Below are 12,196 nucleotides of genomic sequence, written 5' to 3' on the forward strand. Positions count from 1 at the left end.
CAAATGAGGATAAAATGACTGCTAACAGGTCGCTCAAGGCCGCTCACATACGTTCGCTGGACAGCTTCAGTCTGGGCATGCTTCGCATTTTATGCCCAGCCTTACGCTGCCCCTTAGCTCTGCGTTAAATTTCAGAAAGAGTATCAAAGTGTCCGAACAACAAATACCTATTGCGTCTCTCGATGAAAAACTATCGTACTTTGCAGAGCGCCTCAAATTGTTCGGCAATGTGATCGGTGGTTGGCCTACAAATTTGGAAAGCACAAGTCAAAAAAAAGAGATTCGAGCATTATGGGAAAAAGATTTTTCTCATGCACTAACGCTATACAAAGAATATCCAAATGAAATCGACGTAAAATTTGTGGTCGCCGATTTAGCAAGAATGGGACATAACATTGATGTACCAGACGCTGCGCGTAAAGCGGATTTGGTTCTGAACGAAATATTCAGAATTGACCAATTCAACATAAAAGCTATGGTATGTCGTGCTTCCATGTATGTAAGTCTTGCGCCGCAGTTTTTTCCAGATGCTGAACGACTATTTGCAAAAGTAATTGAGTTGACCAACCCAAGTGTTGATCCCATGATTTATCAGGGGTTGGGTTTTGCATGTCTTAATCAAAATAAGATAGAGGTAGCCATATCAAATTTTGAAACTTATCTTTCTTTGGTTCCAGAAGACGAAAAAATCACTCAACTCTTATCTCAATTAAAATCGGGAAAACGTGGTGAAGTTGTTCATGTAAATGGCGAACTTTCTCCCGCATCGGTTATCCCAGATACTGTTTCAAATAAACCTAACGAAAAACCGTGGTGGCAATTTTGGTGAAATTTAACATGACAATCGATCGGACTGGCCGCGACGCGGCTGAGTTCATTATGAATTCGTGGGCGGCCATCCGTTCATTTCTGCGTTAGGCCTCGCAAACCGCGCACCTGATCACCCACAGCCCGATAGTTTGCGACCCAAAGCACTCGGACAGATTTCTACTTGAAGATTGGACTAATCAGCATGAAAACCCTCATACCAAAGACGCTCCACACGGACGACATTGACCTGCAAGCACTATCAGAGATCTCTTCGTTTACCAAAAGCATCGGCCGTGTCCTCACAATGTTGGGACTTCTTTCGGCAGTCGCAATCGCCCTTGGCAGCAAGGATGTGCTACGAATCATCATTTCTTCTACGACTGACGAGACCAAATCGGCTATCGGCGTAATTCTATGGGCAACAGTTGCAGTGGCTGCGTGGCTCGCATTCGTTTTCCGCGCGAACTTTCTGGCGGACTACGATATTTCGAGACAGAGACAGCTCAATATTAAGTCAAGGTCCAACCAGTTGAACGCGCTCGTCGCGTTCCCCATTCTGGGCAGCCAAGACGTCACTTGGACGATCGAAGGCGAAGCCCACGAGAGTGCAGCGCACAAGATCACAATCGTTAGCAGACAAGGTTCACAGCGTGAACTTGAAGTCACCTTGGGAGACCAAGAGCTTGGAACTGACTCTTATGCGGCATCGTCTCGCGACCTGCTCATTGCATACTTCTCTCGCAAACTGATTGCATACTATTTTCCAATAGCATCTGCAGCTTTGGTCATTGTTGCGGCATTCAATGTTCCAGGCTAGTCACCTTGAGACCTAACATGGCGATTGAAAAAGGACGCGCATGAGTCATTTTCTATTTTATTTGTAAGCGCTCGCGACTTACAACTCGGCATTAAATCCAAGGAAAATAAGTGTCAAATTCGTCAACCTGCCCAGAATGTGGCAACAGTAACTTGTACTCAAGTGATGAAGTATCTTCCGGCGGCGGGTACGCGCCGAACTACCTTCCCGGCCTAGGTGGTTTCCTGTCGTCCGCTAAGTTCACGGTTGTAGTGTGCAAGGATTGTGGACTGTCGCGCTTCTTTGCTTCCAAGGAGGCGCGCGATAAGATCTCGGAGTCAGCCACGTGGCGCAAGATACGGTGACTCGGATTTAGGGCTGCGGTAAGGTTCTACTTATTCATTCAAGGGGAAACAATGTATGCAATTGTGTTCTCTTGACTTAGTCGTGACCTATGCTTTTCGAATTGAACTTGTACTGCACTTCTTGTCGTTTTGGTTAAACCGTATTTCTGTACAATATAACCAAAACGAAGCAAGCTACATGCGGGTTCCGAGGGAGTTGAAACAAATTGCATTTATTTTTGCAGTCGGTTATTTTTGTATTTTGCAAATTAATTCACTTATGCTTCAGAATAACCATCGCCGCGACGTTCGGAGCGACTACTAAATGAAAACAAAGTACGCAGCATTCCTTCGAACGGCATTTAGTCGTCATCTTTCGAAGCTCGACGCTGGAGACATCGAACCAAAGCTTGATTACTTGCCATATGACTTTGATGGAAAGATTGCTGAGCGCAAGTGGCACGTTTTCGGCGCGATGATGGTCGTAGATGAGCTTCGTGAGATAACAAATATCATAAATCACTGGCACGGCCTCCTTCTTCGTTGGCATGCGTGGAATAAGGTGATAGCGGACTACAACGAGGAAGACGCATGGGAGCTTCGCCGCGAATTCTTGGAACCATTGGCTCATCACTGCTTACTAAGCCCAAGCGCGGCACGCGATACGCTCACATTTGTTGCTACAAACTCAATTCACCAACTCCGCCTCGCCTTAGGGGGCGGCTATAAAGATCATATGGATGGCGATTCCGCGCCAGGAAAGAAGCCAAAGTACTTGACGAGAGCACGTAAGGAAGAGCGGCTGAAGAATCTTGTTTCGCCGTGGATCGAGGGTGGCGCTCTACTCTTAGCTATAGAGGCAATCGACGACAATACCTACCGTGAGGCAACCTCCGACTATCGCAATCGCTCAAGCCACGCGATTGGGCCGCGGCTTGCGCTCGGCCACACCCAAGCTGTTACAAGGTCGGTGGTACCCGCAACTAAACTAAAGAAGCAACCTGATGGAACCTATAAGGATGAACTGATACCTGGAAAAATGTCGATTTGCTATGGTGTTGGTGGTACACCGCCCTTAGACATGGAACAGGCACGAAAGGACAACCTTGTGCAGTATCATCGAGCTCGACATGGCTATGTTATCTATCGTAATCTCCTGTTTGCCGAAATTAACAAGCTTCCAAAGGCGGTATAAGCAAGTAGCTTGGGCTGAAAAGCCCAATAGTCGATGTCCGTATCGATCCATGTTGGGCTTCGCAGGCTCAGCGACAGCCTACACTAGATTGAGTTAGGTTCTGACATGACACATTTCGAAGATCAAGGTTTTCAAAAAAACACTTGTTCATTTGGACTGTAGCTGAAGCATAGGTTTGTTGAGAACGTCATACCGCACTCAACGTTCAGGTATAGAAAATGGATTAAAAACCTCAACACCAAGCGCTTTGAAATCAGCGATATTTCTCGTCACCACTATCAAATTATTCACGCGTGCAGTTGCTGCAATCATGGCGTCTTCGTATAAGGTGTCGGACTTTCTGTGCATGAGCTGCGCCCAATCCCGAAACGCAACGGCGTCCATAGGTAAGACGTTATAAGCGGCAGCCAAGAGCTCTAACCATGTTTGTATTTCTGCGGCTTTGTCGGGATCTTGTTCTCTGGTCAATTCGATACCAGCCTGAATTTCGCCTATGGTGACCGCAGATAAAAAGAGTTTCGCCTCGTCTACCGACTCTAGCCAAGCAACGACCGCACCGTGGGGTCGCGGTTTGCGTAATTCGGAAACGATATTGGTATCCAATAAGTACATGATCGTTACCGCATCAAGTCAACTGTTCGTCGTTTCGCATTGCCACGAGTTGGAATATTCAGGTCGCCACGTGCAGAATCTGATAGTAAAAGCTGTTTCAGCGATGGTCGGGCAGCGGATTGTAAGCGACGCCATTCCTGCACAGGTACCAAGACAGCAGCTTCCGCTCCACGTTTGGTGACCATTTGCGGTCCTTCGGCGAGGCAGGCGTCTAAAAATTCGCTAAATCTGGCTTTAGCATCCTGTACGGCCCATGTGTGCATGATTTTCACCATTTGTTAACTAGTCAGGTAACTAGTCTGTCAAAAATAATGGTGCTTGTCAAATGGCGCTTGGGGTGGCGTAACGATGCTGGAATAAATTGTCTTTCCTTTGATATTCAGTTATCTTTTTATTTAAAAATTAAATTTCAACAATCTTTAGGTAGGCAGCGTTATGAGTGATGACCCAGCTACTCGATGACTTCCGCGTCATCTGACAATTTCCCTCGTTCCATAAACACTTGCAAACATGTCTCAGCAGCGACGCGTAACTGCTGCCACGCTGGTGCAAGTTGTATGTATTCCAGTGCTGGTAGCGGGCGAACTAGTGTGTTATGAGTCTCTTGCCAGATCGCTTGAAACTGCGTGATGGCATCTCTCTCGGATTCTGAGAAGGTTGGGATTTTGAGCTCTTGTTGCCAGTTGGAGCTGACCCAGTCTGCCCATTGTTCTAGGACTTCGGTTGCCACGTGTAGTTGTGGTGATTGCGCTTGAAATTCTTGTTGGGCTTGGAATGAGGCGGCGATTTCTAGGTAGTCGATCAGGTGATTTCTCACGCGTTGTAAGAGTACGCGTTCGCTAGGGCGGGGGCTGCTTGTTGACATGACTTCTTCCGGCTTCTTAACCCAGAATTTCCAATGGAAAATCGGGGTTTAATTCACAATATCTTGAACTTGGGCGTACAAAAAAATAAAGCATGAGACGGTAAAGCCTCATGCTTTATCGATCGCTAGAAATTATTTCGCGCGGACTTTGCCTAGTGGATCGCCGGCTTTCCATGCTGGCATTTTAGCGGCATCGGCAACAGCACGACCAAGATTCAAAGTGAATTGCGCTTGTTGCACCATGCCGGATAAATCCCAGCTTGGATCGTATTCATCGCTGACTTGGTGATAGCGCTTGCCATAGGCTTTGGCTTTTTCTTTGGCGGCTTCTGGATCTTTAATGTAGTCCTTACCGCCACCGATAGAAAATGCTGGTACGCCAGCTTTCGCAAAACTGAAGTGATCGCTGCGGAAATAGCCTCCTGTTAAATCTGGCTGTGCGGGAGCGATTTTTAATTGCATGGACTTTGCGACTTTTTCTGCAATTTCACCTAATTCTGTGCGTTCACTGCCTTGGGTGCTGACATCGCGGGTGATGCCGACGAAATTTAAACTATCCAGATTCAGATTGGCTGCGGTTTTTTCTAGCGGCCATAAGGGTTGGGCTGCATACAAGGCGCTGCCTAACAGACCTTGTTCTTCAGCTGCTACCCACAAAAACATTTGGCTGCGTTTGCCTGGGGATTGAATCGCGGCCTTTGCCATTGCTAACAGACCAGCGGTGCCGGAAGCGTTATCCACAGCACCGTTGTAAATGGTGTCGCCAGTCGTGCCTTGTTTGCCTAAATGATCCCAATGCGCGCTGTAGATGATGACTTCGTCTTTTAATTTTGGATCCGTGCCTGGTACGACCGCGGCGACATTGTATTGCTCAATTTGACGAATCTCGGCTTTGGCTTCACCTGCTAATTTAGCATTGAGAGTGACTGGTTTGAAGTCTTGCTGTTCGGCGGCGGCGCGTAATTTATCTAAGTCCTGACCAGCGCCACTGAATAGTTTGCGTGCAGTATCTTCACTGATCCAGCCTTGAAAGCCCGTGCCAGGGGCAGCACCGCTTAATTGAAATTTTTCTACGGTGCCGCTGTTTTGCACCACTGACCAGCCGTAACTAGCTGAGGCATCGGTGTGAATTAAGAGGACACCAGCAGCGCCACGACGCATGGCTTCTTCATATTTGTAAGTCCAACGACCATAGTAAGTGAGAGCTTTGCCGCCAAAGCGTTTGGCATCGTCGGCTGTTGGTTGAGGATCGTTGACCATCATGATCAAGAGCTTGCCGCGCATGTCTTGGCCCTTGTAGTCGTCCCATTTTTCTTCTGAGGCGCTGATGCCGTAGCCGACAAACACGATCTCGTTATCAAACTGATGTGTGGCTTGCGCATCGCCTGGTGCCCACACCCAGTCTTTACCAAAATCGATCGCCAGTGCTGAGCCGCCAGCGATTAATTGCACACTACTTTGTGGTGGCAAGGCGCGGACGCCTGCGATTTTGACTAGTTGACGATAGCTGTTGCCATTGCCTGGTTTTAAGCCTATGACCTGTGATTGGCTTTCTAAATATTGTACGGTGAGGTCACCGCCACGTTGGCCGGTACCACGGCCTTCAAAGCTATCGGATGACAACAATGCCATATGGGCGCGCAGTGGGCCTTCTTCTACCATCGCGGTTTTGTTGGCGCGCACTTTGTCGGCGGCATGGAGTGGAAAGGCGATTGCCAAGCTGATGGCGATGCTACTCAATAAAAGCGGTTTGTTCATGATTCTCCTAATGCTGTTTTTAGTCTATGGGGGAAACGCGGGTCTTATTTTACCTGCATACAGACCCGGTGGCGTGGCGTAAGTTCCCGCTGTGGCGTGGACTTATGTGCCGCGCCCGTGTGACCAGTCTAATTCGATATTGGGGTCGAGTGAGGTTTTGACGACAATATGGCCTTGCGCAATTTGTTGCTCGACTTCGAGGGCGATATTGGTGATGTGGTCTTTCGCATAGTAATTGCCGAGCAAAAACAAGCCTACCCAGGCATTGCGACCACCGTGCTTGGCTGCATATAGACATTGGTCGGCGATATCCACCACTTGTTCCCAAGTGAAAGACTCGACCGAAGTCGGAATGAATGGATAGGTGGTTAAACCGATCGAGCATGTGCGATGTAAGGTTTTACCATCGGGTAGAATGAAGTTATGGTCGGCAATGCGGGTGCGGATGCGTTCGGCTAAGACTTCGGCTTCCAGATAGTTGGCATTGCGAGCGACGATCAAGAACTCTTCACCACCCCAGCGGATGATGGTGTCGGTTTCGCGCACCGCCTCACGCAGAATTGCCGTCGTTTGGATTAGTACGAGATCTCCCGCAGCATGGCCAAATTCATCATTCACAGATTTGAAGTGATCGATATCGACCATCATAAAGATGATGTCGACATTGAGTGAGGCGCGATTAATCTCACTGCCTTCGAGTTTTTGATAAGCGCGATTAACATGCGCGATGTCTTCATCAATCACCATATTTAAATAACGACGATTGCGCAATCCTGTCAGATGATCGGTCAGGCTTTGTTCTTCGAGCATTTTGCGCGACAACTCAAGTTCTCGGGTGCGTTCTTGTACCAGTTGTTCTAGGGTCTTATTGGCTTTGCTTAAGCGCCATAAACGCCAGCGAACTACGCCGACAATTAGCAAACTTAACAATAACAGGTATAGCGAATATGCCCACCAAGTTTGAAACCAAGCGGGTAATACTTTGATGGATAAACTCAGATGGTCTTCGCTCCAGCTGCCATTGCGGTTCGAGCCGCGTAATAGCAAGCGATAATTGCCCGGCGGCAGATTGGTGTAAGCAGCGAGGCGGCGGCTGTAGTCGGTTTCTATCCAGTTTTTATCGTAGCCTTCGAGACGATAAGCGTAGCGATTCCGCTCTGGAGCAGAAAAATCTAATGCGGCAAATTCCACCACCAGACTGTTGGCATCTGCTTGTATTTGAATATTTTTGGCTTGTTTGCCAACGAATCCGACATGACTTGCTGCCAGTGTTTTACCGCCGAGCTGGATGTTTGTGACTACCACTGGTGGTTGATAATCATAGGGTTTGACTAGCTCTGGACGGATCACGGTAAAACCGCCAACGCCACCAAAAATCAATTCACCATCGCGCATGCGGCCACCAGAATTGCTCCAATAGCCGGTAATTGCCACCCCATCAGATTCAACAAAGGAATCAATTTTCATGGTTTGTGGTTGGATGCGCACAAATCCTTCGTCGGTGCTCGCCCAGATATTTCCCTGTTTGTCTTCTAAGACCTTGTTAACCAGATCATTGGGTAAGCCTTCTTTTTTGCCAAAGTGTTCAAACACATATGGTGGGCCAGAGTTTGGTTTGCGCAACAAACTCAACCCTCCACCTTGTAGCCCGACCCACAACCAACCACGCGAATCAAATAAGATGCTCGACACGTTGCGGTGGGCTAGGCTGCCTTTGTTTTTTGAATCGGGTGCGAGATTGCGTAGCTCCTGAGTCTTGGGGTCATAGCGAAAAATACCATCTTGCGATGTCCCAATCCAAATCGCACCATCGCTTGCAGCTAACATAATGGTGATAAATTTATTGGCGATTGGCGCGGTCCAAGCAGGCCTGTTTGCTACCCCATCTTGTATTTGCTTTAAGCTAGTTTCCCAAATTCCTTCCGGACCGCCAATGAGCAGTTGATCGCCCTGCTGAAGTAAGGAGGCAATACGTAGTGAAGGATTTCGCGGGCTGAGTTTTACGTGCTTGACCCCGTAATTCTCATTGGTGGCAATGTATAGACCTTTGTCAGTGCCTATTAAAATTTGTCCATCGGTGGTCGGGTGGATTGTGAAAATAGCACTCTGTGGTAAGGCGGCGTGTAGCTTATTTTCGTCAGCTGTTATGTGTTTAAATTGACTGGCGTTTGGTTCCAAAATATTGATGCCATGGTTTTGCGAACCGATCCACGCATCACCGTTGTCAAAGCCGAATACCGAAAAGAAATCGATCCCGATCAAACCGTGGCTGCGATTCTCGCCGCCGTAAATCGTCAAGAAAGCGTTGGAAGAAGGGTCATGCATACTGAGACCTCGTTGACTACCAACCCAGATCAGTCCAGAACGGTCACGTAAGATCGACCAGATGGAATTGTTGGCCAAGCTGCTTTGACGGGTCGCTTCACTTTTGATCCATTTGGTTTGCAAAGTTTTCGTGTTGACAATGATGATGCCTTTGCCATAGGTGCCCAACCAGATTTCCTCGTTACTGGTTTTTTTGATGGTGAAAATATTATCATTGCTGGTGAATAATTCTCTGCTGCCGCTATTTTGTACCCATAAGCGATTGACGACCGGGGTATTGCTAGGCTCACTCGTATCTAAGTAAAACGCGCCTGAATCGAAGGTGCCTATCCATAAGCGATGATCGTCACTTAGGCCAAGGCTGACGATTCTTTGCACTTTGCCTGAGTCCAAAGGCAGATGAACTTTCACAAAACGATTGTTTTCCGCATCAAATTTAACCAGACCCTGACTCGTACCAACCCAAACACCACCTTGCTGATCGACCACGACGCTGCGAACGATGTCGCTGGGTAAACTATCTGGATTATTGGGATCGTGGCGGTATTGTTTGACCAATCCGGTATCTGGCTGAAAGTGATTGAGGCCACCGCGTGTCCCTAGCCACAAACCATTGTGACCGTCACTCGTAATGAAATTGACAGTGATATGACTGATGCCAGTTGCGCCAACTGGAACGCGGATAAAGCTATCGGTTTGGGGATCATAACGTGCCAAACCACCGCCATTCGTGCCTATCCATAAGCGATTGCGACTGTCGTTATAAATGTACGTCACATAGTTGTCGGGCAAACTAGCGAAATTATTGGGAATCGGTAAGTAGTTGCGAAAACGGTAGCCATCCCAACGTGCCAAACCGCCTTGCGTGCCGACCCAGATAAATCCCTCGACATCCTGTTCAACCGCAGTCGCGCTAAATTGTGGAAGTCCTTGTTGGGTCGATAGATGGTGGAATACCATATCCGCCATGCTGGCCCAATCATGCGTGATGGGTGTGCTGATTTTGTTGGTGCTGGTGGTATTGTTGACGATGGCGGATGCGCCAATCGAAAATAAGCTACTGAGGACAAAGCAAAGTAAGAGGCGTGAATGGGAGCGTGCCGATAACGTCATTTCTAGAAAAGCTCTTACGAAGTGAGGCATGCCTGAATTCCCAAAAAAGAACGTGACCTACTCGCGTCTTTGTTTGACCACGGTGACGGTACATTCCGCCTCTGCAACCACTTGTGCCGATACGCTGCCCAGATACCGGCGTAAAGTCGAACTGCCACGCGAACCAATAATAATCTGGTCCACATTATTATTATGCGCGTAGTCGATAATCGCAGCAGCAGGATCGTGTGCTTCTAATACATGAAAGGTAATTTTATCGTTGCGTACAAGCAACGGACGCGCCCAATGCTTGAGTTCGACCAATTGCTTCACGTGCATATTTTGACCATCTTGCACCATGCCTTCATCCAGGCCGATTCTGCTGGTTTTACGAATGGTGACACAGGCCAGTCGAGCGCCCGGTTCAGTTTGTAGTAGGCGCCTAGTAATCATACGTATGTCGTCGGCGAGTTCGGTGTTACTTTCGCTTAGATGCAAGGCAACCATGATGATAGGGGATTGTGATAAGTGATCTGACACGCTGTATTGCGCAAAAGGTTCTGCGCCTGCAGCCTGAAAGCGTCGCTTTAAGACCGACATAAAGCCATCTTGGCCTGTTTTGTCGGCACGTGCGGTTAAGCTGACTTGTGTCGGATTTTGTAACATCAAAGCGAGCTGTGCGGCGGTATCAAAACGCGCTTTGGGATCGACTTCTAGGCAGCGCAAAATGATTTCTTGCAGCCAGTTGGGAATGTCTGGATTGTGGCTACGAGGAGGCACTGGATCGCGATACAAGCGCTTCTTTAACCCCGCAACAGATGTTGGATGGCCATAGGGACGTTCACCAGTGGCTAGGTGGTATAACAAAACCCCTAAAGAAAATTGATCGCTACGCGGTTCATTGCGTATGCCCAAAACTTGTTCGGGGGCGATGTAAGGACCGGTGCCCATAGGCAAACGAAATTCTTCGCCCAGCAAATCAGGTAGTTTGTCATGGCGTGATAGACCATAGTCAATTAATACCGCATCGCCATCAGCACGGAACATGATGTTAGACGGCTTGAGGTCGAGATGCATAACATGTTGTCGGTGCAGATCTTGCAAAGCGGTCGCGACTTTGATCCCGATGTTGACTACCTCATCGATGGGCAATGGTGCGGCATCAAAGCGCGTTCTCAAGGAGACGCCACCAATTTGTTCCATCACGATAAACGGCTGGGTATCAAAATCGCCTGCGCCATAGTATTTGGGCACGTGCTTGCCTTTGAGTTTAGGCATGATCATTTGCTCGACTTCGAAGGCGACGATGGCAGTTGGATCGTCGATGCTAAACATTAGCGGCACCTTCATGATCAGGGCTGGTGCTTTAGATTCTGCATCGACAAATCGTTGTTGCAGGTCGGTGATGCGCCATAGCGCCGCCATACCACCCATGTGTAGTTTTTCCTCTAACTGATAGCCGTCAACCACCATACCAACCTGTAGTCGGCTCAGTTTTTTTGGCGTGGCACTCGTGGTTTCGTCCTGTGTGATAGCTGACTTTGACTCTGACATACGTTTATCCTCCGTGAATTAAACGCTGCGCCAGACTGGCTGGCAAACCGGCTGCCAGCACTTTTTGCGAGGCAGTTTCCGTGTCATAAGGTACGCGAAAAAAAGTCAGTTCTAATTGTTGTGTATCAAACAGTGCGTAACAGGCAGCGGGATTTCCATCGCGGGGCTGACCGACTGAGCCAGGCTGCGCCAACCAGCGGCGCAATCTGCTGAGTGGCACACTCAGATCGGAAATCGGGGTAAAGCTACCAACTTTACCGGAATGATTCATGTGATACAGGCTAGGCGTATGGACATGTCCGCAAAAGGTGATGGCGGCATTCGTGGCGCGCATGCTACGGGCCGCTTCCATCGCACCATCGACATATTCCCAGCGCTCCGGTGCCCAGGCGTTGGCGTGCACGAATAAACACTGTTCGATCTCAAATTGCATAGGCAGATCGCGAATGAAATTACGTTGCCCCTCGTCTAGCTGCTCGCGGGTCCATTCGACGACCAGGCGCGCATTGGGATTCATATCTTTGCGATCATCTTGCAGCACACCCAGATCGTGATTACCCATTAGGACATAGGCGCCGCGATTGACATAGGCCATCACCGTATCAAGCACCCAACCCGGGTCGGCGCCATAGCCCACCAGGTCACCTAAAAAAGCGAACTGGTCCGCCTGCCGTTCTTTGGCATGCGCTAAACAAGCCTCGAGCGCTTCGCGGTTGGCATGTAAGTCGGTGAATACAGCAAGTAACATGGAAATTACCTTCATTCGGAAAAAAGATTGTCAGGCTTAATTTTAGGGGCTGTTGTGGCTGCGATTGCATCAACGCGCGAAAGTCGATAAAAAAATC

11 protein-coding genes are annotated in these 12,196 nt (G+C 48.5%); 4 read left to right on the plus strand and 7 right to left on the minus strand.

Features of this window, described 5'->3' with window-relative positions; genetic code table 11:
* The first annotated feature begins 148 nt into the window (after positions 1-148).
* The 4 genes from H8K52_RS02090 to H8K52_RS02105 all read left to right on the plus strand — a co-directional run bounded on the left by H8K52_RS02090 (position 149) and on the right by H8K52_RS02105 (position 3,145).
* The gene (locus tag H8K52_RS02090) at positions 149-829 is read left to right on the plus strand and encodes a tetratricopeptide repeat protein (RefSeq protein WP_186920969.1); all 681 of its coding nucleotides are present in this window, start codon (positions 149-151) and stop codon (positions 827-829) included.
* Between the two features lie 183 nt (positions 830-1,012).
* On the plus strand, positions 1,013-1,627 hold the full coding sequence (locus H8K52_RS02095) for a hypothetical protein (protein WP_186920971.1): 615 nt from the start codon (positions 1,013-1,015) through the stop codon (positions 1,625-1,627).
* Positions 1,628-1,737: 110 nt separating this feature from the next.
* Positions 1,738-1,971, plus strand: a complete 234-nt coding sequence (locus tag H8K52_RS21930) for a zinc ribbon domain-containing protein (protein WP_222613655.1) — start codon at positions 1,738-1,740, stop codon at positions 1,969-1,971.
* A 304-nt stretch (positions 1,972-2,275) separates the two neighbouring features.
* The gene (locus H8K52_RS02105; protein ID WP_186920975.1) at positions 2,276-3,145 is read left to right on the plus strand and encodes a hypothetical protein; all 870 of its coding nucleotides are present in this window, start codon (positions 2,276-2,278) and stop codon (positions 3,143-3,145) included.
* A gap of 198 nt (positions 3,146-3,343) precedes the next feature.
* On the opposite strand, the gene H8K52_RS02110 is transcribed toward H8K52_RS02105, so the two are convergent.
* From H8K52_RS02110 to H8K52_RS02140, 7 genes are all read right to left on the minus strand, one after another.
* Positions 3,344-3,757: a type II toxin-antitoxin system VapC family toxin gene (locus H8K52_RS02110; protein ID WP_186920977.1), complete on the minus strand. Its 414-nt coding sequence runs from the start codon at positions 3,755-3,757 to the stop codon at positions 3,344-3,346.
* Positions 3,758-3,762: 5 nt separating this feature from the next.
* Complete coding sequence (locus H8K52_RS02115; RefSeq protein WP_186920979.1) at positions 3,763-4,020, minus strand: type II toxin-antitoxin system Phd/YefM family antitoxin; 258 nt, start codon at positions 4,018-4,020, stop codon at positions 3,763-3,765.
* A 188-nt stretch (positions 4,021-4,208) separates the two neighbouring features.
* Positions 4,209-4,622 carry a hypothetical protein gene (locus H8K52_RS02120; RefSeq protein WP_186920981.1) on the minus strand — a complete coding sequence of 138 codons (414 nt, stop codon included), beginning with the start codon at positions 4,620-4,622 and terminating at the stop codon, positions 4,209-4,211.
* Between the two features lie 132 nt (positions 4,623-4,754).
* Entirely contained in the window at positions 4,755-6,380 is a 1,626-nt protein-coding gene (locus tag H8K52_RS02125) for a M28 family peptidase (RefSeq protein WP_186920983.1), read from the minus strand.
* A gap of 102 nt (positions 6,381-6,482) precedes the next feature.
* Positions 6,483-9,848: a ligand-binding sensor domain-containing protein gene (locus tag H8K52_RS02130; protein ID WP_186920985.1), complete on the minus strand. Its 3,366-nt coding sequence runs from the start codon at positions 9,846-9,848 to the stop codon at positions 6,483-6,485.
* 27 nt (positions 9,849-9,875) lie between these two features.
* The gene (locus H8K52_RS02135; protein WP_186920987.1) at positions 9,876-11,351 is read right to left on the minus strand and encodes a bifunctional serine/threonine-protein kinase/universal stress protein; all 1,476 of its coding nucleotides are present in this window, start codon (positions 11,349-11,351) and stop codon (positions 9,876-9,878) included.
* Positions 11,352-11,355: 4 nt separating this feature from the next.
* Positions 11,356-12,099, minus strand: coding sequence for a metallophosphoesterase family protein (locus H8K52_RS02140; protein ID WP_186920989.1), 744 nt, complete (start codon positions 12,097-12,099; stop codon positions 11,356-11,358).
* Positions 12,100-12,196 lie beyond the last annotated feature (97 nt).

The sequence above is a fragment of the Affinundibacterium seohonense genome (assembly GCF_014284305.1).
Classification (GTDB): Bacteria; Pseudomonadota; Gammaproteobacteria; order Burkholderiales; family Burkholderiaceae_D; genus Undibacterium; species Undibacterium seohonense.

What these genes read in the sequence shown, in the direction of transcription:
- H8K52_RS02095 (WP_186920971.1), top strand. Translation starts at nt 1,013, where the DNA reads ATGAAAACCCTCATACCAAAGACGCTCCACACGGACGACATTGACCTG.
- H8K52_RS02105 (WP_186920975.1), top strand. Translation starts at nt 2,276, where the DNA reads ATGAAAACAAAGTACGCAGCATTCCTTCGAACGGCATTTAGTCGTCAT.
- H8K52_RS02130 (WP_186920985.1), bottom strand. Translation starts at nt 9,848, where the DNA reads ATGCCTCACTTCGTAAGAGCTTTTCTAGAAATGACGTTATCGGCACGC.
- H8K52_RS02125 (WP_186920983.1), bottom strand. Translation starts at nt 6,380, where the DNA reads ATGAACAAACCGCTTTTATTGAGTAGCATCGCCATCAGCTTGGCAATC.
- H8K52_RS02115 (WP_186920979.1), bottom strand. Translation starts at nt 4,020, where the DNA reads ATGCACACATGGGCCGTACAGGATGCTAAAGCCAGATTTAGCGAATTT.
- H8K52_RS02135 (WP_186920987.1), bottom strand. Translation starts at nt 11,351, where the DNA reads ATGTCAGAGTCAAAGTCAGCTATCACACAGGACGAAACCACGAGTGCC.
- H8K52_RS02110 (WP_186920977.1), bottom strand. Translation starts at nt 3,757, where the DNA reads ATGTACTTATTGGATACCAATATCGTTTCCGAATTACGCAAACCGCGA.
- H8K52_RS02120 (WP_186920981.1), bottom strand. Translation starts at nt 4,622, where the DNA reads ATGTCAACAAGCAGCCCCCGCCCTAGCGAACGCGTACTCTTACAACGC.
- H8K52_RS02140 (WP_186920989.1), bottom strand. Translation starts at nt 12,099, where the DNA reads ATGTTACTTGCTGTATTCACCGACTTACATGCCAACCGCGAAGCGCTC.